Source organism: Synechococcus sp. WH 5701 (assembly GCF_000153045.1).
In the GTDB taxonomy this organism is placed as follows: domain Bacteria; phylum Cyanobacteriota; class Cyanobacteriia; order PCC-6307; family Cyanobiaceae; genus Regnicoccus_A; species Regnicoccus_A antarcticus.
The window spans coordinates 657,649-678,850 of sequence record NZ_CH724160.1 but is presented as its reverse complement, the minus strand read 5'-3'; the positions used below and the strand labels follow the sequence as shown (position 1 = coordinate 678,850).

At 67.3% G+C, this 21,202-nt stretch carries 26 protein-coding genes; 9 read left to right on the top strand and 17 right to left on the bottom strand.

The window, feature by feature from the left end; genetic code table 11:
- The first annotated feature begins 33 nt into the window (after window positions 1-33).
- Window positions 34-1,425, top strand: a complete 1,392-nt coding sequence (yvcK, locus tag WH5701_RS13395; RefSeq protein ID WP_050751595.1) for a gluconeogenesis factor YvcK family protein — start codon at window positions 34-36, stop codon at window positions 1,423-1,425.
- Window positions 1,426-1,447: 22 nt separating this feature from the next.
- Here the strand turns inward: yvcK and WH5701_RS13390 are convergent, their stop codons facing one another.
- Genes WH5701_RS13390 through WH5701_RS13380 form a run of 3 tightly spaced genes read right to left on the bottom strand, consistent with a single transcriptional unit; the run spans window position 1,448 to window position 3,132 of the window.
- Window positions 1,448-1,981, bottom strand: a complete 534-nt coding sequence (locus tag WH5701_RS13390; RefSeq protein ID WP_006173015.1) for an NAD(P)H-quinone oxidoreductase subunit J — start codon at window positions 1,979-1,981, stop codon at window positions 1,448-1,450.
- Window positions 1,974-2,735 (bottom strand): NADH dehydrogenase subunit K, encoded by a 762-nt coding sequence (locus WH5701_RS13385; RefSeq protein WP_006173014.1) that lies wholly within the window; start codon window positions 2,733-2,735, stop codon window positions 1,974-1,976. The genes WH5701_RS13390 and WH5701_RS13385 overlap by 8 nt, the downstream gene beginning before the upstream one ends.
- A gap of 34 nt (window positions 2,736-2,769) precedes the next feature.
- Window positions 2,770-3,132 carry an NAD(P)H-quinone oxidoreductase subunit 3 gene (locus WH5701_RS13380; protein WP_006173013.1) on the bottom strand — a complete coding sequence of 121 codons (363 nt, stop codon included), beginning with the start codon at window positions 3,130-3,132 and terminating at the stop codon, window positions 2,770-2,772.
- A gap of 88 nt (window positions 3,133-3,220) precedes the next feature.
- Here WH5701_RS13380 and WH5701_RS13375 point away from each other — a divergent pair, with 88 nt between their 5' ends.
- From WH5701_RS13375 to WH5701_RS13350, 6 genes are all read left to right on the top strand, one after another.
- Window positions 3,221-3,628 (top strand): rubredoxin, encoded by a 408-nt coding sequence (locus WH5701_RS13375; RefSeq protein ID WP_037981113.1) that lies wholly within the window; start codon window positions 3,221-3,223, stop codon window positions 3,626-3,628.
- A gap of 5 nt (window positions 3,629-3,633) precedes the next feature.
- Window positions 3,634-4,629 (top strand): photosynthesis system II assembly factor Ycf48, encoded by a 996-nt coding sequence (locus WH5701_RS13370; RefSeq protein WP_006173011.1) that lies wholly within the window; start codon window positions 3,634-3,636, stop codon window positions 4,627-4,629.
- 104 nt (window positions 4,630-4,733) lie between these two features.
- Window positions 4,734-4,982 (top strand): cytochrome b559 subunit alpha, encoded by a 249-nt coding sequence (psbE, locus tag WH5701_RS13365; protein ID WP_006173010.1) that lies wholly within the window; start codon window positions 4,734-4,736, stop codon window positions 4,980-4,982.
- 3 nt (window positions 4,983-4,985) lie between these two features.
- Window positions 4,986-5,120, top strand: coding sequence for a cytochrome b559 subunit beta (psbF, locus tag WH5701_RS13360; RefSeq protein ID WP_006173009.1), 135 nt, complete (start codon window positions 4,986-4,988; stop codon window positions 5,118-5,120).
- Between the two features lie 8 nt (window positions 5,121-5,128).
- Entirely contained in the window at window positions 5,129-5,248 is a 120-nt protein-coding gene (locus WH5701_RS13355; protein ID WP_006173008.1) for a photosystem II reaction center protein L, read from the top strand.
- Between the two features lie 15 nt (window positions 5,249-5,263).
- Window positions 5,264-5,464, top strand: coding sequence for a photosystem II reaction center protein J (locus WH5701_RS13350; RefSeq protein WP_006173007.1), 201 nt, complete (start codon window positions 5,264-5,266; stop codon window positions 5,462-5,464).
- 57 nt (window positions 5,465-5,521) lie between these two features.
- Here WH5701_RS13350 and WH5701_RS13345 read toward each other — a convergent pair whose 3' ends face one another.
- The 12 genes from WH5701_RS13345 to gcvT all read right to left on the bottom strand — a co-directional run bounded on the left by WH5701_RS13345 (window position 5,522) and on the right by gcvT (window position 18,499).
- Window positions 5,522-6,565 (bottom strand): NAD-dependent epimerase, encoded by a 1,044-nt coding sequence (locus WH5701_RS13345; protein ID WP_037981111.1) that lies wholly within the window; start codon window positions 6,563-6,565, stop codon window positions 5,522-5,524.
- Window positions 6,566-6,572: 7 nt separating this feature from the next.
- Window positions 6,573-7,520 (bottom strand): UDP-glucuronic acid decarboxylase family protein, encoded by a 948-nt coding sequence (locus WH5701_RS13340; protein WP_006173005.1) that lies wholly within the window; start codon window positions 7,518-7,520, stop codon window positions 6,573-6,575.
- A 4-nt stretch (window positions 7,521-7,524) separates the two neighbouring features.
- A complete protein-coding gene (locus tag WH5701_RS13335; protein WP_037981520.1) occupies window positions 7,525-8,928 on the bottom strand; it encodes a nucleotide sugar dehydrogenase in 1,404 nt (467 codons plus the stop codon).
- A 43-nt stretch (window positions 8,929-8,971) separates the two neighbouring features.
- Entirely contained in the window at window positions 8,972-10,255 is a 1,284-nt protein-coding gene (hisS, locus tag WH5701_RS13330) for a histidine--tRNA ligase (RefSeq protein ID WP_037981518.1), read from the bottom strand.
- Window positions 10,256-10,305: 50 nt separating this feature from the next.
- The gene (locus tag WH5701_RS13325; protein WP_037981110.1) at window positions 10,306-10,977 is read right to left on the bottom strand and encodes a 7-carboxy-7-deazaguanine synthase QueE; all 672 of its coding nucleotides are present in this window, start codon (window positions 10,975-10,977) and stop codon (window positions 10,306-10,308) included.
- Between the two features lie 92 nt (window positions 10,978-11,069).
- On the bottom strand, window positions 11,070-11,537 hold the full coding sequence (locus tag WH5701_RS13320) for a TA system VapC family ribonuclease toxin (protein ID WP_006173001.1): 468 nt from the start codon (window positions 11,535-11,537) through the stop codon (window positions 11,070-11,072).
- Window positions 11,518-11,817 (bottom strand): hypothetical protein, encoded by a 300-nt coding sequence (locus WH5701_RS13315; protein ID WP_050751556.1) that lies wholly within the window; start codon window positions 11,815-11,817, stop codon window positions 11,518-11,520. The genes WH5701_RS13320 and WH5701_RS13315 overlap by 20 nt, the downstream gene beginning before the upstream one ends.
- 86 nt (window positions 11,818-11,903) lie before the next feature.
- A complete protein-coding gene (locus tag WH5701_RS13310) occupies window positions 11,904-13,538 on the bottom strand; it encodes a CTP synthase (RefSeq protein ID WP_006172999.1) in 1,635 nt (544 codons plus the stop codon).
- Between the two features lie 50 nt (window positions 13,539-13,588).
- On the bottom strand, window positions 13,589-14,086 hold the full coding sequence (locus WH5701_RS13305; RefSeq protein WP_006172998.1) for a Dps family protein: 498 nt from the start codon (window positions 14,084-14,086) through the stop codon (window positions 13,589-13,591).
- An 87-nt stretch (window positions 14,087-14,173) separates the two neighbouring features.
- Window positions 14,174-15,268 carry an RNA polymerase sigma factor, RpoD/SigA family gene (locus tag WH5701_RS13300; RefSeq protein ID WP_050751594.1) on the bottom strand — a complete coding sequence of 365 codons (1,095 nt, stop codon included), beginning with the start codon at window positions 15,266-15,268 and terminating at the stop codon, window positions 14,174-14,176.
- 219 nt (window positions 15,269-15,487) lie between these two features.
- On the bottom strand, window positions 15,488-17,308 hold the full coding sequence (aspS, locus tag WH5701_RS13295; RefSeq protein ID WP_006172996.1) for an aspartate--tRNA ligase: 1,821 nt from the start codon (window positions 17,306-17,308) through the stop codon (window positions 15,488-15,490).
- A gap of 54 nt (window positions 17,309-17,362) precedes the next feature.
- The gene (gcvT, locus tag WH5701_RS13290; RefSeq protein WP_006172995.1) at window positions 17,363-18,499 is read right to left on the bottom strand and encodes a glycine cleavage system aminomethyltransferase GcvT; all 1,137 of its coding nucleotides are present in this window, start codon (window positions 18,497-18,499) and stop codon (window positions 17,363-17,365) included.
- Between the two features lie 136 nt (window positions 18,500-18,635).
- On the opposite strand from gcvT, the gene WH5701_RS13285 reads away from it, so the two are divergent.
- Window positions 18,636-18,884, top strand: coding sequence for a hypothetical protein (locus WH5701_RS13285; protein ID WP_006172994.1), 249 nt, complete (start codon window positions 18,636-18,638; stop codon window positions 18,882-18,884).
- Window positions 18,885-19,042: 158 nt separating this feature from the next.
- Window positions 19,043-19,402, top strand: a complete 360-nt coding sequence (locus WH5701_RS13280) for a cyclic nucleotide-binding domain-containing protein (protein WP_006172993.1) — start codon at window positions 19,043-19,045, stop codon at window positions 19,400-19,402.
- Here WH5701_RS13280 and speB read toward each other — a convergent pair.
- Window positions 19,396-20,322: an agmatinase gene (speB, locus tag WH5701_RS13275; RefSeq protein ID WP_006172992.1), complete on the bottom strand. Its 927-nt coding sequence runs from the start codon at window positions 20,320-20,322 to the stop codon at window positions 19,396-19,398. The two genes, WH5701_RS13280 and speB, sit on opposite strands and share 7 nt — an antisense overlap.
- Before the next feature lie 4 nt (window positions 20,323-20,326).
- On the bottom strand, window positions 20,327-21,187 hold the full coding sequence (gene speE / locus WH5701_RS13270; protein ID WP_006172991.1) for a polyamine aminopropyltransferase: 861 nt from the start codon (window positions 21,185-21,187) through the stop codon (window positions 20,327-20,329).
- Window positions 21,188-21,202: the final 15 nt, after the last annotated feature.

The window sequence follows — 21,202 nt, the reverse complement described above, 5'->3', positions numbered from 1 at the left end:
CGCCTCCGCCGGCAGGTCCGCCGACCGGGCTGGATGGGCCGCGGCGACCTCCGCCAGCAGGACCTGGTGAGCCGCTCGAAGCGGGCGGTGCGCTGGCTGCAACCAGGGCTGGTGGTGAAGCGGTGGATGCTCACATCTGGCCTCGGGCTGGTGCTGGCGCTGGTGGGCGCCGCCATCCTGGCGGATCTCAAGCCCATCTACTGGATCCTGGAGTCGCTCACCTGGCTGATCACGAACGTGGCGCGGGTGCTGCCGCGGGGCTTCACCGGTCCGCTGGTGCTCATCGCCGGGGCGGCCCTGGTGATCTGGGGCCAGAGCCGCAGCTTCGGCTCGATCCAGCAGGCCCTGGCACCCGAGAAGGACACGGTGCTGGTGGATGCCCTGCTGGCCCAGCGGCGGCTCAACCGTGGCCCCAACATCGTGGCGATCGGCGGAGGCACCGGTCTCTCCACCCTGCTCAGCGGCCTCAAGCGCTACAGCAGCAACATCACAGCCATCGTCACCGTCGCCGATGACGGCGGCAGCAGCGGTGTGCTCCGCCGCGAGCTGGGGGTGCAGCCGCCTGGCGACATCCGCAACTGTCTGGCGGCCCTGGCCCGGGAGGAACCGCTGCTCACCCGCCTGTTCCAGTACCGCTTCAAGGCGGGCACTGGGCTGGAGGGCCACAGCTTCGGCAATCTGTTCCTCACGGCCCTCACGGCCATCACCGGCAGCCTGGAGTCGGCGATCACCGCCAGCAGCAGGGTGCTGGCGGTGCAGGGCCAGGTGGTCCCGGCCACCAACGCCGACGTGCGCCTCTGGGCGGAGCTGGAGAACGGCGAGCGCATCGAGGGCGAATCGAAGATCGGCCACTCCCCCAGCCCGATCGTGCGCCTGGGCTGCATCCCCGAGCGGCCGCCGGCCCTGCCCCGGGCGATCGAGGCCATCGCCAATGCCGAACTGATCATCCTCGGGCCCGGCAGCCTCTACACCTCCCTGCTGCCCAACCTGCTGGTGCCGGAGCTGGTGCAGGCGATCATCCGCTCCAAGGCGCCGAAGCTCTACATCTGCAACCTGATGACCCAGCCCGGTGAAACCGACCGGCTGGATGTGGGCGGGCACCTGCGGGCGATCGAAGCCCAGCTGGCCAGCCTCGGGGTGCACAGGCGGCTGTTCCCGGCGGTGCTCGCCCAGGAACCGCTCCAGGACCTCGCCCTGCTGGAGCACTACCGCGCCAGGGGAGCGGAACCGGTGCTTTGCGACCAACGTCAGCTGCGCAGTGCCGGCTACGACGTGATGCTCGCCCACCTGCAGGGCTCACGCCCGGGCGACACCCTGCGCCATGACTCCCGCAGCCTCGCCCATGCCGTGATGCGCTTCTACCGCAAATCCAAGGGTCAGAAATCGAGCGGCGATCTCGACTGGCTCAGTAGCCGGGCTCAGTAAGCCAGGCGCAAGCAAGCCCAGCTCAGTGGGCGTCCTGCATTTCGTAGAAATCCGGCTGGACGTAGTCCTTGCGCAGGGGATAACCCTTCCAGTCTTCGGGCATCAGCAGGCGCTTGGGATGGGGATGGCCTGCGTAGGTGATGCCGAACATGTCGAAGGTTTCCCGTTCCTGCCAGTCGGCGCCACGGAAGAGGCCATAGAGGGTGGGGATGGTCAGGTCGCCGCTGCGCTCCAGGAAGACCTTCAGGCGCACCTCTTCGGGGGGTTGAGCGGGGGATGAGCCCTGCTCCAGCGCCGCCGCCAGCTTCACCAGGTGATAGAAGCTGACCAGGCGGCCGCCGGGGCCTTCGTCGTAGCCGCCCTGGCACTGCAGGTAATCGAAGCCCCAGGCCTTGAGGGCGGCGGCCACCACAGGCAGGAACATCGGCTCCACCCCGATGATCTCCACGCCGAGGTGGTCGGCGGTCAGGGGCTGGTGGTCGAAGCCCTGGGTCGTCAGCCACTGGCTGACGGCGCCGATCGGGGCGGGGCTGAGCTCGGTGGTGGGATCAGGCATCGCTGGAGGAGCGGGTGGCTTCGAGAGCTTCGGGTTCGGGGGTGGCCAGGGGCAGGCCGGCACCGGCGGCGAAGGCGGCCTTCTGGGTTTCCGCCCGCAGGTAGGCCCCGGTCACGATCGGCTCGACCGCCTTCATGGCGTGCTCGATCGTGAGGTAGCGGTGGGTGGGCTGGAGGTTGCCCCGCTCGGCGAGGGCCTCGTTGCCCACCTTCTTGCGCAGCTTGATCACCGCATCGAAAATGGCCTCCGGCCGCGGCGGGCAGCCAGGGATGTAGAGGTCCACCGGGATCAGCTTGTCGACGCCACGCACGGCCGTGGTGGAGTCGGCGGAGAACATGCCGCCGGTGATCGTGCAGGCGCCCATGGCGATCACGTACTTCGGCTCAGGCATCTGCTCATAGAGCCGCACCAGAGCCGGTGCCATCTTCATCGTCACCGTGCCGGCCGTGATCAGCAGATCCGCCTGGCGCGGGCTGGAGCGGGGCACCAGGCCGAAACGGTCGAAGTCGAAGCGGGAGCCGATCAGGGCCGCGAACTCGATGAAGCAGCAGGCCGTGCCGTAGAGCAGGGGCCAGAGGCTGCTGAGCCGGGCCCAGTTGTGCAGGTCATCGAGGCTGGTGAGGATCACATTCTCGGAGAGATCCGAGGTGACCGTGGGGGCACCCACCGGGTTGCAGGTGGAGGCACGCAGATCGCGCAGGGCCTCGATCGAGGGGGCCTCGCTGGTTCCTGGGCTTGACGGAGTAATGGTCATCGTTCGGCTGGTCGGGGTTCCGGATGGCTGGGGATCAGCTCCACTCGAGGGCACCCTTGCGCCAGGCGTAGGCGAGGGCCACCACGAGGATCGAGATGAAGATCAGGGCTTCGATGAAGGCCAGCAGGCCCAGGCGATGGAACGCCACGGCCCAGGGATAAAGGAAGACGGTCTCGACATCGAAGATGACGAAGACCAGGGCGAACATGTAATAACGGATGTTGAACTGGATCCAGGCACCGCCGATCGGCTCCATCCCCGATTCGTAGGTGAGGCGGCGTTCGCCATCCCTCGACTTGGGGGCCACCATCTTGTTGGTGACCAGAGCCAGCACGGGAACGGCCGCCGCGATCAGCAGAAAGCCCAGAAAGGCGTCGTAGCCGGGAAGCACGAACATGAAACGGCCCAACCTGGGGCGCAGTCTGGCATCCGTCGGCAGGGATCGCCTGGATAGAGTCCGATCTGACGGCAGTGGGGCCAGCGCCATGGTCAACGGGCACGACGGCGACGAGGAACGAGCTTCGGACAAGGCCAGCAACGAAGCTCCAGGCGCGCCTGCGGCCGTCGTGGAGAGCGATCCCGACAGCCACCGCTACGAGTGCCGCAGCTGCGGCTTCGTCTATGACCCCGAGGAGGGCATCCGCAAGCTGTCCATCGCCCCGGGCACCCCCTTCACGGAGCTCGATCCGATCGGCTTTCGCTGCCCGGTCTGCCGCAGCCGCGTGGGTGCCTTCCGTGACATCGGTCCACGCAGCAAGCCCAGTGGCTTCGAGGAGAACCTCAACTTCGGCCTCGGCGTGAACAAGCTCACCCCCGGCCAGAAGAACGTGCTGATCTTCGGGGGCTTCGCGCTGGCGTTCGCCTTCTTCCTCTCTCTCTATTCCCTCCGCTGAGTCCCGTGAAACGCCTGTTCTCTTCCCTTCTCGGCCTGGTGCTGGCCGCGGGCCTGGCCTTCGGCCTCGGCGGCTGCGTCACCACCGGTCTGCCCCTGGCCGCCAGCAGCCCCTGGCAGCCCGTCGCCCTCGACACCCGCTCCAATCCCCTTGACCTGGCGTTCACCGACGACAGGCACGGCTTCCTGGTGGGCAGCAACCGCCTGATCCTCGAAACCGAGGATGGCGGCGCCAGCTGGCAGGCCCGCGCCCTCGCCCTGCCTGAAGACGAGAATTTCCGTCTGCTCAGCATCGACTTCAACGGCAAGGAGGGCTGGATCGCCGGCCAGCCCGGCCTGTTGCTGCACAGCACCGATGGCGGCCAGAACTGGGAGCGCCTGCTGCTCGACACCAAGCTGCCCGGCGACCCTTACCTGATCACGGCACTGGACACCGGCAAGGCCGAGCTGGCCACCACCGTGGGCGCCATCTACCGCACCAGTGATGGCGGCGGCAGCTGGCAGGCCGAGGTGAGCGATGCCGCTGGTGCCGTGCGCGACCTGCGCCGCGCCCCCGATGGCCGCTACGTGAGCGTCTCGAGCCTGGGCAACTTCTTCGCCACCTGGGGGCCAGGCCAGGCCACCTGGGAGCCCCACCAGCGCATCAGCAGCCAACGGCTGCAGAGCATGGGCTTCCAGCCCGACGGCAACCTCTGGATGGTCACCCGCGGCGCCCAGCTGCGCTTCAACCCCGATGCCGCCGATGTGGAGGCCTGGAGCAAGCCGGTGATCCCGATCACCAACGGCTACGGCTACCTCGACATGGCCTGGGATCCCAACGGCGCCATCTGGGCCGGCGGCGGCAGCGGCACCCTGCTGGTGAGCGAGGACGGCGGCTCCAGCTGGAAGCGGGATCCCCTGGCGGGCTCCCAGCCCACCAACTTCACCCGGATCGTCTTCAACGGCGATGGCAAGGGCTTCCTGCTGGGGGAGCGGGGCAACCTGCTGCGCTGGGTGGGCTGAGGCCCCGACGGTCCCACTTGCATCCCTGTGTAACCAACCCGCTGGAGCGCACGCTCCGCCCCACCCCCAAGCCCTAAGATCAACCAGCTGAATTGCCCGCTGCTATGGCTGCCGGCTCCACCGGGGAACGTCCGTTCTTCGAGATTATTACGAGCATCCGTTACTGGGTGATCCACGCCGTCACCTTGCCGGCGATCTTTTTGGCGGGCTTCTTGTTCGTCTCCACCGGTCTGGCTTATGACGCCTTCGGTACGCCTCGTCCCGATGCCTACTTCCAGGCCCAGGAAGCCAAGGCACCCGTGGTGAGCAAGCGCTACGAAGGCAAGAGCCAGCTCGACCTGCGCTTGCAGTAAGCCATGACCCAGTCACCGAGCACCACACCGCGCAACTATCCGATCTTCACGGTTCGGTGGTTGTCGCTGCATGCGCTGGGGATTCCCACGGTTTTTTTCCTGGGTGCCCTGGCGGCCATGCAGTTCGTCCGTCGCTGAACACCGCTATGCAGCGCAATCCCAACCCGAACAACCTGCCGGTCGAACTGAACCGCACCAGCCTTTATCTGGGCCTGCTGTTCGTGTTCGTCATCGGCGTCTTGTTCACCAGCTATTTCTTCAACTGATCGGGAGACACAGCCATGAGCGGCAAGAAATCCGGTTTACCTGACGGTCGTTTACCTGACCGCCTTCCCGATGGCCGCCCCGCCGTGGCCTGGAAGAGCCGCTGGACCGAAGGGGTTCTGCCCCTCTGGCTCGTGGCCACCGCCGGCGGCATTGCCGTCATCTTTGTGGTGGGCCTGTTCTTTTACGGCTCCTACGTGGGTGTCGGTTCGGCCTGAATCCTCAGCAGAAACGATCAAGGGCCCCGATGGGGCCCTTTTTTGATTGCGATGAACTCAGACCCCGTAATAGTCGCGATACCAGCGGGCGAAATGGCCGATCCCCACCTCCAGCGGGGTGTGGGGCGCGAAGCCCACCCAGGCCTCCAGGGCTGAAGTATCAGCGGCAGTGGCGGCCACATCGCCGGGTTGCATCGGCTCGAACTGAGGAATGGCTTTCACACCGAGAGCGTCTTCGAGCACTTCGATGAAACGCAGCAGGGGAGTGGGCTGGCTGTTGCCGATGTTGAACAACCGGTGCGGAGCCGCCGCTGTGGCGGGGTTGGGATCCAGCGGATCGAAGGAAGGATCCGGGGTAGCGGGCTTGTCGAGGCAGCGGATCACCCCTTCGACGATGTCATCGATGTAGGTGAAGTCACGCTCCATGCGGCCATGGTTGAACACCCGGATCGGTTCTCCCGCGAGGATCGCCTTGGCGAACAGCATCGGCGCCATATCCGGACGACCCCAGGGGCCATAGACGGTGAAGAAGCGCAGACCCGTGGCCGGCAGCCCGTAGAGGTGGCTGTATGTGTGGGCCATCAGTTCATTGGCCTTCTTGGTGGCGGCGTACAGACTCACCGGATGGTTCACCGGATGCTGCTCCGAGAAGGGCATGCGCCGGTTGCCGCCATACACCGAACTGCTGGAGGCATACACCAGGTGCTCCACTCCGTGGTGGCGGCAGCCCTCGAGGATGTTCCCGAAACCCACCAGGTTGCTATGGATGTAAGCCGAAGGGTTCTCGATCGAATAGCGCACCCCCGCCTGGGCGGCAAGGTGGATCACGGCGCGGGGGCGTTCGCTCTCGAATAACTCCGCCATGGCGGAGCCATCCTCAAGATCAAGCTGCCGGAAGCGGAAACCGCCCCCCTGATCCGGGGCCGGCATGCATTGCAAGCGGCTGAGCCGGGCTCGCTTCAGAGCCGGATCGTAGTAGGCGTTGAGGTTGTCGAGACCAACCACGCGCTCGCCACGTCGCAGAAGCGCCTCGGTGACCGCAGCTCCGACAAAACCGGCTGCACCGGTCACCAGCACTGTCCTCAGGTCCGTCACCGTCATGTCATGGCTACTCGAGTCCTAGTACGGAGCGGAAATGGGCAATCGTGGGGCCCAGACCCTGCTCAAGCGTCACCTGCGGTTCCCAGCCCAGCTCAGCGCGGGCCAGATCGATCACAGGTTGGCGCTGAAGGGGGTCATCCTGGGGCAGGGGCAGATAGGTCAGCGGCAACTCAGGGTTGATGCGCTGCAGCACCTGCTCCGCCAGTTGGAGGATCGTGAATTCACCAGGGTTGCCGATGTTGATGGGGCCGGTGTGGTTGCCGTTCATCAGGCGAATCAAGCCTTCCACCAGATCATCCACATAACAGAAACTGCGGGTCTGGCTGCCATCGCCGTAGAGGGTCAAGGGCTGGCCGCGCAATGCCTGCACGATGAAATTGCTGACCACTCGCCCATCATCGGGAGCCATGCGCGGGCCATAGGTGTTGAAGATTCTGGCCACACGAATCTCCGTGCCATGCATGCGCATGTAATCGAAGCAGAGAGCTTCAGCGATGCGCTTGCCCTCGTCGTAGCAGGAGCGAATTCCGATGGGATTCACACTGCCGCGATAACTTTCAGGCTGGGGATGTACCTCCGGATCGCCATACACTTCACTGGTGCTGGCCAGCAACAGCCGTGCCCCAACCCGGCTGGCCAATCCGAGCATGTTGTAAGTGCCCAGAAAGCTCGTCTTCGCGGTCTTGATCGGGTTCGACTGGTAGTGCCGCGGTGAGGCCGGACAGGCCAGATGCCAGATCCGATCAACCTCCAGACGAATCGGCTCGGTGACGTCGTGGCGAATTAGCTCAAAGTGGGGATGGCCGATCCAGCGGGCCACGTTGGCCTTGCATCCGGTGAAGTAATTGTCGAGGCAGATCACCTCCTCGCCGGCCTCCATCAGCCGATCGACAAGGGTGGAGCCCACAAAGCCGGCGCCGCCGGTGACGAGATGACGCAGGGAGGGTGGAGCCATCGATTCAACCTTCTCCCACCAGCCAGACCCTAAGACCAGCCATCCGGGCCGCCTCAGCATCGGTCACCGCGCGCACGTCAAATAGCCAGGCGGGCCGGCGCATGCGTGCGGCGATCGCCGGCCAGTCGAGTTGCGCGAACTGGCCCCATTCCGTGAGCACGATCACCGCATCGGCACCCTCCACGGCCTCCAGCACGCCGGCCGCAGGCTGCCAGCTGCCTTCATCAGCCAGGCCCAGTCCGGGGTCACTGGCCCCCTGGCCCAGATCGCTGGTGATCTGATCGACTCCCACTTTCGGGTCATGAATCGCCAGATGCGCCCCTTCTTCGAGCAGATCTCGGCAGATGCTGATGGCCGGTGATTCGCGGGTGTCGTTGGTGTCGGCCTTGAAGGCGAACCCCAGCACCGCCAGCCGCTTACCGCTGACGGTGCCGAACAGCCGACTCACCACCAACCGGGCAATGCGACGCTGTTGCCAGCTGTTGAGTTCCACCACCTGCTCCCAGTACTGGGCCGCCGGCTCCAGGCCGTAGTGACGGCAGAGATAGACCAGGTTGAGGATGTCCTTGCGGAAGCAACTGCCGCCGAAACCAGGACCGGCCGAGAGAAATTTCGATCCGAGGCGGGAATCAGAGCCGATGGCCCGGGCCACCTCCTTGACATCAGCGCCGGTGGCCTCACAGAGGGCCCCGATAGCATTGATCGAGGATATTCTCTGGGCCAGGAAGGCATTGGCAGTGAGCTTGGACAGTTCACTGCTCCAGAGGTTGGTGCGCAGAATCCGCTCAGGATTGACCCAGTGGGAGTAGATCTCAGCCAGAGCATCGATGGAGCCCGGATCATCGCCGCCGATCAGGACACGGTCAGGATTCTCCAGATCGGAGATGGCCGTTCCCTCCGCCAGAAACTCAGGGTTGGAGAGCACCGAAAATGATTTCGCTTCGCCCTCAGTGCCTTCCTGGGCGGCAGAGAGAATGGCCTGAATCGTTTCAGCGGTGCGCACCGGCAGAGTGCTCTTCTCCACTACAATCGTGTGCCCCCTGGCCTGGGCGGCCACCTGGCGGGCGGAGGCCTCGATCCAGCGCAGGTCGGAGGCCTGCCCGGCCCCGAGGCCCCTTCTCTTCGTAGGAGTATTCACCGAGAGAAAAACCATGTCGGCCGCTGCAATCGCCCCATCCACCTCGGTGGTGAAGTGGAGATTGCGACCACGGCAGCGGGCTACCACATCCGCCAGTCCCGGCTCATAAACAGGGAGCCGGCCCAGATCGGCATCATTCCAGGCGGCAATCCTCTCAGCATTGAGATCAACGAGAGTGACCTGGATCTGCGGACAGCGGTCGGCGATCACCGCCATGGTGGGTCCACCCACATAGCCCGCGCCGATGCAGCAAATGGTCCGGACTGTCATCACGGGGCAGAACGTGGGGTGGAACTCGGACCAGAGGAGCATCTCATGCAGGTGGACCAAGCAGTCGCCTAAGAAGTTCAACTGGCCGCAACCGTTCCTCTTCAGGCGAATCAGCGCTGCGGCGCAGGTTCTTGAGCAGCACAACCCCCTGCTCCGCTTCCCCCTCGCCGATCACCACCGCCCAGGGGGCCCCGCTGCGATCGGCCCGCTTGAGCTGCTTGCCGAAGGCGGACCCGGTGAGATCAAGCTCCACCATCTGGCCGGCCTGCCGCAGCTGGCGGGAGAGCACCAGCGCCTGGCGTTCGGCCGCTTCGCCGCGGCTGACCACGTACACATCCGGCACCGGCACCGTAGGGAGCGCTCCCTCTGCCGCGTCCCGTTGGGCGCACAGCAACACCAGCCGCTCCAGGCCGATGGCCCAGCCGATCGCCGCCGTGGGAGCCCCGCCCAGTTGCTCGATCAGGCCGTCGTAACGACCGCCGCCGCAGACGGTGGCCTGGGCCCCGAGCTGGCTGCTGGTGATCTCGAAGGCCGTGTGGGTGTAGTAGTCGAGGCCCCGCACCAGGCGGGGGTTGAGCTGGTAAGGAATCTCCAGCGCCTCGAGGCAGCGGCGCACCGCCTCGAAGCGCTCGCGGCTGGGGTCGCTCAGGCTGTCGATCAGCAGCGGTGCCTCAGCCAGCACGGCCTGGGTCTCGGCGTTCTTGCTGTCGAGGATGCGCAGGGGATTGGTTGTGATCCGCTCCCTGGACTCCGCATCGAGCAGCTCGCGGCGCTCCTCCAGCCAGGCGACCAAGGCCGTGCGGTAGGCGGCACGGTCGGCGGGATCACCGAGGGAATTGAGCTCCAGCGCCAGTCCGCCGACCCCAAGCTCGCTGAGCAGGTCCCAGGCGATCGCGATCGCCTCCGCATCGCTGCGGGGGTCGGCAAATCCCAGACACTCGATCCCCGCCTGGTGGAACTGGCGCTGCCGCCCGGCCTGGGGACGCTCGTAGCGGAACATCGGCCCCGTGTACCAGAGGCGCTGGGGCCCCTGACTGAGCAAGCCATGCTGCAGGGCGGCGCGCACCACCGAGGCGGTGCCCTCGGGCCGCAGGGTGCAGCTGCGCTCACCCCGATCGAGGAAGGTGTACATCTCCTTGCCCACCACATCGGTGGCTTCGCCGATGCCGCGGGCAAACAGCTCGGTGACCTCCAGCAACGGCGTGCGGATCTCCCTCAGACCAGCCCGCCGGAACTGCGAGCGGGCCAGGGCTTCCACGTGCTGCCACAGCGGCATCTGCTCCGGAAGCAGATCGACCATGCCCCGAAGGCTCTGCAGCTTCTCCACACCCGCGCTTCTCACTGGCTCACAGTTTGCGGGATCACTGAGGCCGGCCTTCAGCGAACGCCCAGCCATTTGTGGCTCTGCAGGCTGAGGCGCCAGGCTGGATTGCGCCGCACGTGCTGGACCGCCAGTTCCTGACCCGCCGCGCTCCCCCAGCCGGGCTGGAGCAGCAGCTGGGGCAGCGCTCCCTTCACCGGGCAGGCGGAGCGCACGGCGGCAGCCATCGTCTCAGCGAAGGCCAGATCAGCGATCTCGTGGATCACCACCTTGAGCTCATGGCAGGCGGCCAGCAGCTCAGCAGTGGGCGGCCGGTGGCGCTTGGGCGAGAGGGTGATCCATTCAAAGCGGCCGCTGAGCGGGTCGACGCCGCTGGTTTCCAGGTGCAGGGGGAGCGGCGAGGGGCCGGCGCCGGATCCTTGCCGCAGGGCCTCACAGAGCGGATCGAGGTTGTGATGCAGGGGTTCACCACCGGTGATCACCACGAAGGCAGCACCCTCGGCTGCCGCCAAGGCGGCGCTCGCCGCCAGATCCTGGAAGCGACAGAGGGGATGGGCGTCCGCCGGCCAGGAGTGCTTGGTGTCACACCAGCTGCAGCCCACCGAGCAGCCGGCCAGCCGGATGAAGAAGGCGCTGCGACCAGCGTGCACTCCCTCACCCTGCAGGGAGTGGAAGGTTTCCACCACCGGGAGTCCGGCTGGGGGCACGGCCACGGCACGACAACGCATCACTTTAGGAAGCGGAGAGCGGACGCTCAGCGGCACAACGCAAGGCTGTACCGCCGACAGCAGCCTTGATCTGATCGAGACAGCAGCTCCGCTCAACCCCCGCTGCGGACGTCGGCCTGCAGGAGCTCCAGCTCGAGCCCCGCCCCGAGGAACTGCCGGAAATCCTGATCCAGCGTGACCATCCGGGTGGAGCCGGTGATCGCGAAAGCCGCCAGGTAGGCGTCCATCCACCTTTTTGGTGCGGCCTCAGCGAGCCCCGCCAACCGCCACCAGAGCGATTCGATTCCGATCGGCTCGTCCATCAGGTCCACCTGAGGCAGGGCCTGAAAAGACTGAAGGGCAGCCAGAGCATCCAGGTTCGTGATCGCCGCGCTCTTGTAGGCCGTGAAGATCGCTGGGGTGGACGCCAGCCGCAGAAAACTCTGCTGGGTGGCACGGCAGAGCAGGACTGGTGTAGCGGGCGTGGCCTCAAGCAGCACCGCCTGGGCGGTGCGATGGGCTGGATGGGCTTCGAAGGCCGCCGCCAGCCACACATTCACATCAAGCAGGGAGGCCGGCACGGCGGCGGTCCTCCTGCTCCAGGCAATCCTGCTCAAGTTGCAATGACGCTGCCAGATCGATCCCCGCTTTGCTGCCGGAGGGCTCAGAGCGGAACACCGGAAGTCCCATTCCATCCACTGTCACCCCATCGCTGGTGGGGGGCACAGACCCTGATGCGCCGCCGTGGAGCCCCTGACTGATGTAGTCAGCCACTAGCTCCTTGAGCGTGAGGCCCTGCTGCAGGGCCCGCTGCTTGGCCTGGCGCACAAGATGGTCCGGCAGATCCAAGGTCGTTTTCATCCTTCCTCCTTGCTTGCTGGCTACCCAGCTTACTGGGCAGCCAGCAAGCGGGTTGACCCTCACCAATCAGGCGGTTCACGCAGCGGTTACGCCCGCACGGGTATCTCCTGGGACACGGCTTCCACCTCCTGTCGCTGCGCCGCCGCGATCAGTCCGCGGAAGAGGGGATGAGGCTTACCTGGTCGCGACAGGAATTCCGGGTGGTACTGGCAGGCCGCGAAGAAGGGGTGATCCTCCCGCTCGATCAGCTCCACCAGCCGGCCATCGGGCGAGGTGCCGCTGATGGTGTAGCCGCCCGCCTGGAAGAGGTTGCGGTAGGCATTGTTGAACTCATAGCGGTGGCGGTGCCGCTCGTAGACCACCTCCTCCCCATACAGGCTGGCGGCCATGGTGCCCGCCGTCAGCCGGCAGGGATAGACCCCCAGGCGCATGGTGCCGCCCAGGTCGATCACGTCCTGCTGCTCCGGCAGCAGGTTGATCACCGGGTGGGGGCTGTCGGGGTCCAGTTCAGCGCTGGTGGCGCCCGCCAGACCGGCCAGGTTGCGCGCCCACTCGATCACGGCGCACTGCATGCCCAGGCAGAGCCCGAGGAAGGGCACACGCTCCTCCCGGGCCCAGCGGATCGCCGCCACCTTCCCGTCCACGCCCCGGTGACCGAAGCCGCCCGGCACCACCACCGCGTCCATGCCACGCAGCAGAGACTCGGCGCCCTGGGTCTCGATCTGCTCGGCGGAGATCCAGTGCAGGTCGAGGCTGGCATCCCGGTCGATGCAGGCGTGGCGCAGGGCCTCCACCACCGAGAGGTAGGCGTCGTTGAGCTGCACGTACTTGCCCACCAGCGCCACCTTCACCGCCGCACCGGGGTTGCGCAGTTTCTGCACCAGGGCCTCCCAGCGCTCCATGTCACTGTCGCGATCCTCCAGGCCCAGCACATCCAGCACCTGACGGCAGAGCCCCTCCCGCTCCAGGGCAATCGGCACCGCGTAGATGCTGTCGGCATCGCGGGCCGCGATCACCGCTTCGCGCTGGACGCCGCAGAAGCCGCCGATCTTGGCCTTGAGCTCCTCGCTGATCGGCCGGTCGCAGCGGCAGACCAGCAGATCGGGCTGGATGCCGATCGAGCGCAGCTCCTTGACCGAGTGCTGGGTGGGCTTGGTCTTGATCTCCCCGGAGGTGCCGATGTAGGGCAGCAGGGTGACGTGGACGTAGGCCAAATCGTGGCGGCCCACATCCCCGCGGAACTCACGGATGGCCTCCAGGAACGGCAGCGATTCGATGTCACCCACGGTGCCGCCGATCTCGGTGATGACCACATCCACGCCGCTGTCGGCGGCCACCCGGTGGATGCGCTCGCGGATCTCACCGGTGATGTGGGGGATCACCTGCACCGTGCCGCCGTTGTAGTCGCCGCGGCGTTCCTTGTTGATCACCGCCTGGTAGATCGAGCCGGTGGTCACGCTGTTGAGGCGTGACATGGCGGTGTCGGTGAAGCGCTCGTAGTGGCCCAGGTCGAGGTCGGTCTCGGCGCCGTCCTGGGTGACGAACACCTCGCCGTGCTGATACGGGCTCATCGTGCCCGGATCCACATTCAGATAGGGATCGAGCTTGAGGATCGAAACGCTGTAGCCCCGGGATTTGAGCAGCCGCCCCAGGCTCGCCGCCACAATCCCTTTGCCGATGCTCGAGACCACACCGCCGGTGACGAAGACGAATTTCGCCATGGGCGGAGGGCGGGCATGGGCGGACACATCAATCTATCGAGCCTGCCCGCTCAGGCGTCGAGCAGGCTGCGCAGCATCCAGGCGGTCTTCTCGTGGATCTGCAGCCGCTGGGTGAGCAGGTCGGCGGTGGGCTCATCACCGGCTTCCGCCACCAGGGGGAAGAGGCTGCGTGCGGTGCGGGCCACGGCTTCATGGCCCATCACCAGCTCTCGCACCATCTCCAGAGCCGGTGGCTGACCCTGGGTTTCAGGAATCGAGGACAGGGCCGCGAAGCGGGCGCCGCCGAAGGGGGCCGGACAGCCCAGGGCCCGGATCCGCTCGGCGATCACATCGAGGGCCATCCAGAGCTCGGTGTACTGCTCCATGAACATCAGGTGGAGCGTGTTGAACATCGGCCCGGTCACGTTCCAGTGGAAGCCGTGGGTCTTGCCGTAGAGCACGTAGCTGTCGGCCAGCACCCGGCCAAGACCGGCCGCGATCTGCTGGCGCTGATCATCGGAGATGCCGATGTCGATCGGAGGGGCGGTGATGGCGGGGACGTTGCTCACAGAACCAAGGCGGAATGAATTCGGTTTAGCCCAACGCCGGGACTGGCGTCCAGGGGGGCTTCCCGAATGGCCTGCGCAGGGGTGGCCTCAGCCGTCGAGGCCGGCGAGGTAGTCGTGCACGCGGCAGCGCCGGGCCGGCTGGCGCAGCTTGTGCAGGGCACGGGTTTCGATCTGGCGCACCCGCTCCCGTGAGAGCTGCATCCCCTCGCCGATCTGGGCCAGGGTGCGGGGAGTGTCGTCAGCCAGGCCGAAGCGCAGGCGAATCACCTCGGCCTCCCGCTCGCTGAGTTCATCGAGCAGGGCGTCGAGGTCACTGTGCAGCTGCTGGCGGGTGAGGCTCTGCTCGGGGGTGTCGCTGGTGGCCTCCAGCAGGTCCCCCAGGGGGGTGTCCTGATCGCGACCCACCTTGGCCTCCAGGGAGATCGAGCGGGGCACCCGCAGCAGGGTGAGACGCACGGCCTCCTCGCTCCACTGCAGGGCCTCGGCCAGCTCGGCGAGGCTGGCGGTGCGGCCATGGTCGCTGGCGAACTGGCGCTGGGCCTTCTTGATGCGGTTGAGCTTCTCGGTGACGTGCACCGGCAGGCGGATCGTGCGGCTCTGGGTGGCGATCGCCCGGGTGACGCCCTGGCGAATCCACCAGTAGGCGTAGGTGCTGAAGCGGAAGCCGCGGGTGGGGTCGTACTTCTCCACCGCCCGCTCCAGGCCCAGGGTGCCCTCCTGAACCAGATCGAGCAGTTCCACGCCCCGCTTCTGATACTTCTTGGCCACCGCCACCACCAGGCGCAGGTTGGCCTGGATCATGCGGTCGCGGGCCCGGCGGCCGCGCAGCAGCCGTTGCTGGAGGTCGCTGAGGCTGAGATCCAGGCAAGCGGCCCAGGTTCTGTGGCCCTCCTGAAGGAGGCGGCGCAGCTCGGCCACGGGCAGGTCGCAGGCTTCCGCCCACTGGCCATGGGAGGGCTGGTGGGTGAGGCGGCTGGCCAGCCGCTGGCGCACCACTTCCAGATCGACCATGGCCTGCAGGATCGGCAGCTCAGTGGCCTGCTCCAGCCGCTGACTCAGCAGCGCCTCACGGGCCTGCACCTGACGGGCCAGGAGCAGCTCCTCCTCCTGGTTGAGCATGTCCACCCGGCCGATGTCCTGGAGGTAGAGCCGGACCAGATCGGCACTGACGCGGCTGGGCAGGGGGGAGCGGCCCCGGACGGCCCGGCCGGAGGACGCCGTGACGCTGTCGGGACCGGCATCGAGATCAACCTCTACCTCGGGTTCTGGGCTGCCTTGAAGCACTGGTGTTGACCCTGAGGACACGAACCTTGATCTGAAGTTCCTTCACCATCGGGTTGCCACATAAAAGCAGCGCGAAACAGAAGGTTTCTCTTCAGGATCAGCCGTGTCTCGTGTCGCTCATTCCGGCTCCACCCAGGTGCTGGCCACGTGCAGATCCTCCAGTTGCTGGGGGGCCACGCCGGCGGGGGCCTGGGTGAGCAGGCAGCGGGCCTGCTGGGTTTTCGGGAAGGCGATCGTGTCTCGGATCGACTCCTCGCCGGCCAGCAGCATCACCATGCGATCGACCCCGAAGGCCAGGCCGCCGTGGGGAGGGGCACCCAGGTCGAGGGCCTCCATCAGGAAGCCGAACTGGCGCTCGGCCTCCTCCAGGGGCAGGCCGATGGTCTGCAGCACCTGGCGCTGCAGGGCCGAGTCATGGATGCGCAGGGAGCCGCCACCCAGCTCCAGGCCGTTCAGCACCAGGTCGTAGGCCTGGGCGCGGGCTGTGGGCAGGGTCTCGGCCCACTGGGCGGGATCGTTGCCCAGATCGTCTGGGTTGGGGGCGCAGAAGGGATGGTGCAGCGCCTCGAGGCGGTTCTCGCCGGCGTTGAACTCGAACATCGGGAAGTCCACCACCCAGAGGAAGTTCCAGGTGTCGTTGTCGCGATCAGCCGGCACCAGGCCCAGCTCGCGGGCGAGGTACTGGCGCACCCGGTCGAGGGCCTTGTTCACAGTGGCGGTGTCGCCGGCGCCGAACAGCAGCAGGGTGCCGGGCACCGCGCCGGTGCGCGCCAGCAGCTCCGCCTTGGTGTCGGCGGAGAGGTTGTCCTTGATGGCGCCGATCGTGTCGATCTCACCGCCCTCGCGCACGCGGATGAAGGCCAGGCCGCCGGCGCCGGCCGCCTGGGCCTCGCTGAACACGTCACCACCGGGCTTGATGCGCACGTTGCTGAGCGCCTCGTTGCCCCCCGGTACGGCAATGCACTTCACAGAACCGCCGGCGGCCACGGCGCCGGAGAACACCTTGAAGCCCATGCCGGCCACCAGGTCGCTCACGTTGGTGAGCTCCATGCCGTAGCGGGTGTCGGGCCGGTCGGTGCCGTAGCGCTCCATCGCTTCGTGCCAGCTGAGGCGGGGGAAGGGCCTGGGCAGCTCCACGCCCTTCACGGCCTTCCAGATGGAGGCGATCAGCGCTTCGTTGAGCTCGAGGATCTCCTCCTGGCCCATGAAGCTCATCTCGATGTCGAGCTGGGTGAACTCCGGCTGGCGGTCGGCGCGCAGGTCTTCGTCGCGGAAGCAGCGGGCCACCTGGTAGTAGCGCTCCAGGCCGCCCACCATCAGCAGCTGCTTGAACAGCTGGGGCGACTGGGGCAGGGCGAACCATTCGCCGCCGCAGACCCGGCTCGGCACCAGATAGTCGCGGGCGCCCTCGGGCGTGGAGCGGGTGAGCACCGGCGTTTCCACCTCGATGAAGCCCTGGTCTTCGAGGAAGCGGCGGGCGGCCTGGATCGTGCGGGCCCGCAGGCGCAGGTTGCCGTTCATGCGCTCGCGGCGCAGATCCAGGTAGCGGTGGCGCAGCCGCAGCTCCTCACGGGTGTTCTCCTCGTCGTGCACCGACACGGGGAAGGGCAGGGGCTTGCGCACGGCATTGAGCACCGTGAGCTGGCTGGCGAGCACCTCCACCTCACCAGTGGCCAGGCGGGTGTTGAGCGACTCCTGGGGCCGCAGGCGCACCCGGCCCTGCACCTGTACCACCGTTTCATTGCGCAGGTGTTCCGCCACCGCGAAGGCCTCGGGCCCCAGGTCGGGATCGACGGTGATCTGGACGGTGCCGCTGCGGTCGCGCAGATCCACGAAGATCACGCCGCCGTGGTCGCGGCGGCGGTCGACCCAACCGCTCAGCTCAACGACCTGATCGACGCTGCTGCTGCGCAGATCGCCGCACCCGTGGCTGCGCATGGGGAAAGGAACTCAATCCGCGAGTGTCCCATGGCGCCCGCCGGGCCAGAGCCCTCAGGCGCGCCGGTAAAAGGGCCGCTTCACCACCACGGCTGGCTCCGCCTTTCCGCGGATCTCCACCGCCAGTTCGGTGCCCACCCGGGTGGCGTCGGCCGGCACGTAGGCCAGGGCGATCGCCTCCCCCAGGGTGGGCGACCAGGTGCCGCTGGTGACCTCCCCCACCACCTGGCCAGCGCGCAGCACCGGATAGCCATGGCGCGCAATCGCCCGGCCCTGCAGCTTCAGCCCCACCAGGCGCCGGCTCACCCCCTCGGCGCTCTGGCGCTCCAGCACCTCCCGGCCGATGAACGCCGCCGGCATCTCCAGGTGCACCAGCCAGCCCAGGGAGGCCTCCAGAGGAGTGGTGGTGCTGTTCATGTCGCTGCCATAGAGGTGCATGGCCGCCTCCAGGCGCAGGGTGTCGCGGGCACCGAGGCCGCAGGGGGTCACCCCCTCCGCCAGCAGCTGGGCCCAGAGGGCCACGCCGGCGGCGCGATCCAGCAGCAGCTCCACGCCGTCTTCGCCGGTGTAGCCGGTGCGGGCCACGAAGGCGGTGGCGCCGGCGGCTTCCGCCGCCGCGGTGCCGGCCAGCTGGATGCTGCGGTGCCCGAAGCGGGGCAGGCCGCCCAGATCGGTTGCGGCCAGAGCCTCCAGCCGGGCGATCGCCTCGGGGCCCTGCAGGGCCAGCAGCACCCCATCGGCCTTGCGGTCGGTGATCACCAGACCAGAGGGCTCCAGCTGGCTGCGCAGCCAGGCGGTGTCGGCCTCGGCGCAGCCGGCGTTGATGATCAGCAGCACTTCATCGGCTGGGCCTTCGTCGTCTTCAGGCCGGCCGAGGTCGTAGACGATCAGATCGTCGCGGATGCCGCCGGCCTCGTTGAGCAGCACGGTGTAGGTGGCCTCACCCGGGCCAATCCGGAACAGATCGCTGGGCACCAGAGCCTGCAGGGCGTCCTTGGCGCCATCACCCCGCAGGCGCAGCACACCCATGTGGGAGATGTCGAAGACGCCGCAGGCCTGACGCACGGCCTTGTGTTCCTGCACCAGGCCCTGGAACTGCACGGGCATCTCCCAGCCCTCGAAGGGCACCAGGCGGGCGCCGGCGTCGCGGCAGGCCCCATGCAGAGGCGTTCGCTTCAGGGAGTCCGCCATGGGATGGGCTGTCGCGTCTGCTGGCGGGGATCCTATGGACGCCAGGCAATACCGAAGACTTCCGGCAGGTTCGGTTTTTCCCCTGGCCTGATCAAGGGAAGGTCTTTACCTTGAGTGCCCTGAATGGGTCGTGCCCATGGGCCAGCGCCCGAACTGTCGTAGCTGCAACCACTGCCACGCTCCCGAGGAGTCCTTCGGCGCGGAGCAAAGCTGGTGCCAGATGCGACGGCTGGCGATCCACCCCGAACTGGCCGCGGATCTCTGGTGCCACCACTGGACCCCTCGTCCGCCCCGCTTGCCCAGCGTCGACCACTCCCAGGTGGCGATACCGATACCTGCCAACCGCCAGCTCGCTCTCACCGACCTGCTGGTGGCCGCCAGCTGAGCTTCAGCCGGGCATGGATTGATTTGGCTGCATTTTCGCCGCATCGTGTCATCCACATAGCCAACTGAACAGCGCAGCGCACGCCATGCTGAGCTCTCTGATCCCTTAATGGAGGTAGTTGATTGGTTGCACTCGCACCCGCAACGCCGGTTGAACTGATGGCGTCCCAGGTGGACGGAGAGACCCTCACCCTGCCCACGGGCTCCCATATCTTTCACCCAGGTGATCTCGCCCGCGCCATCTACGGAGTCCGCAAGGGCATCGTCGAACTGATCGACGCCTCCAGAAATCGCCTCTGCTACCGCCACGGCGAGCTGTTCAGCTACGAAGACATCGCCTGGCGCGGCGGCTACTTCCGCAACGAGGCCATCGCCCGCACCCCGGTGGAACTGGTGAAGCTGGAGCGATTGAACTTCCTCAACCTGCTGCACAACCACCCCACACTGGCGGTGGTGCTGATCGGGCAGCAGCACGAACGGCTGCGGGAGCAACGGTCCAGCGGCTCCTACTCCTACTGAGCCTGGCCCAGCAGCAGCAGCAGGCTGCGGGTCACCTTCGCCGCCAGCACCGCGCTCACGCCAGTGGGATCCAGGCCGGGGGCGAGTTCGACCACATCGGCGGCCACCAGCTGGTGGTGGCGCAGTTCCTCCAGCAGCCCCGCGAAGTGGCCCCAGTGGTAGCCCCCGGGCTCGGGGGTGCCGGTGCCGGGCAGCACGGCTGGATCGAACCAGTCGAGGTCGACGGTGAGGTAGATCGGCCGGCCCCGCAGGGGCGCGAGGGCTGCAGCGAGCTCCGCCTGCAGCCGCTCGGGCTGCAGCGACAGGCCCGGGCCCTGCCCCACCAGCCGGCCACTGCGGCGCAGCTCCTCGAACTCCTCGCGGGTGCCGCTGCGGATCGCCACCTGGAGCAGATCGCCGGAGGGGAGCACCTCCAGGCAGCGGCGCATCGCACAGGCGTGGCTGTGTCGTGCCCCCAGCCAGCTCTGGCGCAGATCGGCGTGGGCATCGAGCTGCACCAGGACCAGGTCGGGATGGCGGGCGGCCACGGCGGCTACCGCGCCACTGCTGATCGAGTGCTCACCGCCGAGCATCAGCGGCCGCAGCCCCAGCTCCAGCACCGCACTGGTGGCCTCTCCGACAGCGGCCACCACCGGCTCGGGCGCACCGAAGGGAATGGCCACCGCCCCCAGATCCGCGAAGGCGAGGTCGTCGAGATCGAGATCCAGCTGGGGGTCGTAGGTTTCCAGCCCGCTGCTCACCTCCCGGATCGCCGCCGGCCCGAAGCGGGTGCCCGGCCTGAAGGAGGTGGTGCCGTCGTAGGGCACCCCGAAGAGGGCCACCCGGCAACCCTCGGGGTCGCGCCGCGATCCCATGAAGATGGCGCCATCGCGATCGAACAGGTCGGACTCGAGACGATCCAGTGCAGCGGAAACAGCCATCGGCTCAGGCCTGGGGGTGGTCAAGGGCCCGCTCGATGCCGGCCGGAATGGCCTCGAAGGCACCGCGCTGCCAGCGGGGCGACCAGATCTCACAGCCGGCCGCCACCGCCTCGGCCCGCTCGGGCCTGGGCTCCAGATAGCGGGGGCCGTCGACGGCCGCGAAGGTCCAGCTCCACCAGCCGCTGGGGTACATCGGCACCCAGCCATAGAGCGGATCGGCGTGGCCGAACACCTCCCGCAGCAGCCGCACGGTGGCCAGGTGCACCTCGCGGAAGGCCTCGGGGGATTCGCTCTGGGTGGCGAACACCCCTCCGGGCCGCAGCAGGCGGCGGCACTGCTGGAAGAAGGCCCGATTGAACAGGCCCTCAGCGGGGCCTGCGGGGTCAGAGCCGTCGACGATCACCACGTCGTAGCTGGCGGCGGCAGCCGCCGACACCCAGGCGATGCCATCCCCCACCGTGAGCTGAAAGCGGGGGTCGTCCCAGCAGCCGCCACCGAGGGAGGGCAGGTAACGCTGGGCGCACTCCACCACCAGCCCGTCGATCTCCACCAGATCGAGGTGGCGCACGCCTGGGTGGCGCAGGCACTCCCGCGCCGTGCCACCGTCGCCACCGCCGATCACGAGCACCCGCTCGAGGCTGGCGGCGGCACAGAGGGCCGGATGCACCAGCGGCTCGTGATAGTGACGCTCCTGGCGCTCGGCCGTCATCCAGCAGCCATCGAGCAGCAGCCCCTTGCCATAGCGCCGGCTCTCGATGATCGTGACCCTCTGGTAAGGGCTGGACTGCTCCAGCAGCACCTCGGCTTCGAGGCCGTAGCGGACACCCTGGTGAATTTCATCAACCCAGCCAGCGGTTGGATCCATGGCTGCTGACTCCCG

Coding starts and splice junctions, on each gene's coding strand:
- WH5701_RS13380 (WP_006173013.1), bottom strand. CDS start 3,132: ATGTTCGTGCTTCCCGGCTACGACGCCTTTCTGGGCTTTCTGCTGATC.
- speB (WP_006172992.1), bottom strand. CDS start 20,322: ATGGCTGTTTCCGCTGCACTGGATCGTCTCGAGTCCGACCTGTTCGAT.
- psbF (WP_006173009.1), top strand. CDS start 4,986: ATGACCCAGTCACCGAGCACCACACCGCGCAACTATCCGATCTTCACG.
- WH5701_RS13315 (WP_050751556.1), bottom strand. CDS start 11,817: ATGAAAACGACCTTGGATCTGCCGGACCATCTTGTGCGCCAGGCCAAG.
- WH5701_RS13345 (WP_037981111.1), bottom strand. CDS start 6,565: ATGACGGTGACGGACCTGAGGACAGTGCTGGTGACCGGTGCAGCCGGT.
- WH5701_RS13385 (WP_006173014.1), bottom strand. CDS start 2,735: ATGACCATTACTCCGTCAAGCCCAGGAACCAGCGAGGCCCCCTCGATC.
- WH5701_RS13310 (WP_006172999.1), bottom strand. CDS start 13,538: ATGGCGAAATTCGTCTTCGTCACCGGCGGTGTGGTCTCGAGCATCGGC.
- yvcK (WP_050751595.1), top strand. CDS start 34: ATGGGCCGCGGCGACCTCCGCCAGCAGGACCTGGTGAGCCGCTCGAAG.
- WH5701_RS13375 (WP_037981113.1), top strand. CDS start 3,221: ATGGTCAACGGGCACGACGGCGACGAGGAACGAGCTTCGGACAAGGCC.
- WH5701_RS13340 (WP_006173005.1), bottom strand. CDS start 7,520: ATGGCTCCACCCTCCCTGCGTCATCTCGTCACCGGCGGCGCCGGCTTT.
- WH5701_RS13355 (WP_006173008.1), top strand. CDS start 5,129: ATGCAGCGCAATCCCAACCCGAACAACCTGCCGGTCGAACTGAACCGC.
- WH5701_RS13390 (WP_006173015.1), bottom strand. CDS start 1,981: ATGCCTGATCCCACCACCGAGCTCAGCCCCGCCCCGATCGGCGCCGTC.
- gcvT (WP_006172995.1), bottom strand. CDS start 18,499: ATGGCGGACTCCCTGAAGCGAACGCCTCTGCATGGGGCCTGCCGCGAC.
- WH5701_RS13350 (WP_006173007.1), top strand. CDS start 5,264: ATGAGCGGCAAGAAATCCGGTTTACCTGACGGTCGTTTACCTGACCGC.
- WH5701_RS13285 (WP_006172994.1), top strand. CDS start 18,636: ATGGGCCAGCGCCCGAACTGTCGTAGCTGCAACCACTGCCACGCTCCC.
- speE (WP_006172991.1), bottom strand. CDS start 21,187: ATGGATCCAACCGCTGGCTGGGTTGATGAAATTCACCAGGGTGTCCGC.
- WH5701_RS13335 (WP_037981520.1), bottom strand. CDS start 8,928: ATGACAGTCCGGACCATTTGCTGCATCGGCGCGGGCTATGTGGGTGGA.
- psbE (WP_006173010.1), top strand. CDS start 4,734: ATGGCTGCCGGCTCCACCGGGGAACGTCCGTTCTTCGAGATTATTACG.
- aspS (WP_006172996.1), bottom strand. CDS start 17,308: ATGCGCAGCCACGGGTGCGGCGATCTGCGCAGCAGCAGCGTCGATCAG.
- WH5701_RS13325 (WP_037981110.1), bottom strand. CDS start 10,977: ATGCGTTGTCGTGCCGTGGCCGTGCCCCCAGCCGGACTCCCGGTGGTG.
- WH5701_RS13280 (WP_006172993.1), top strand. CDS start 19,043: ATGGCGTCCCAGGTGGACGGAGAGACCCTCACCCTGCCCACGGGCTCC.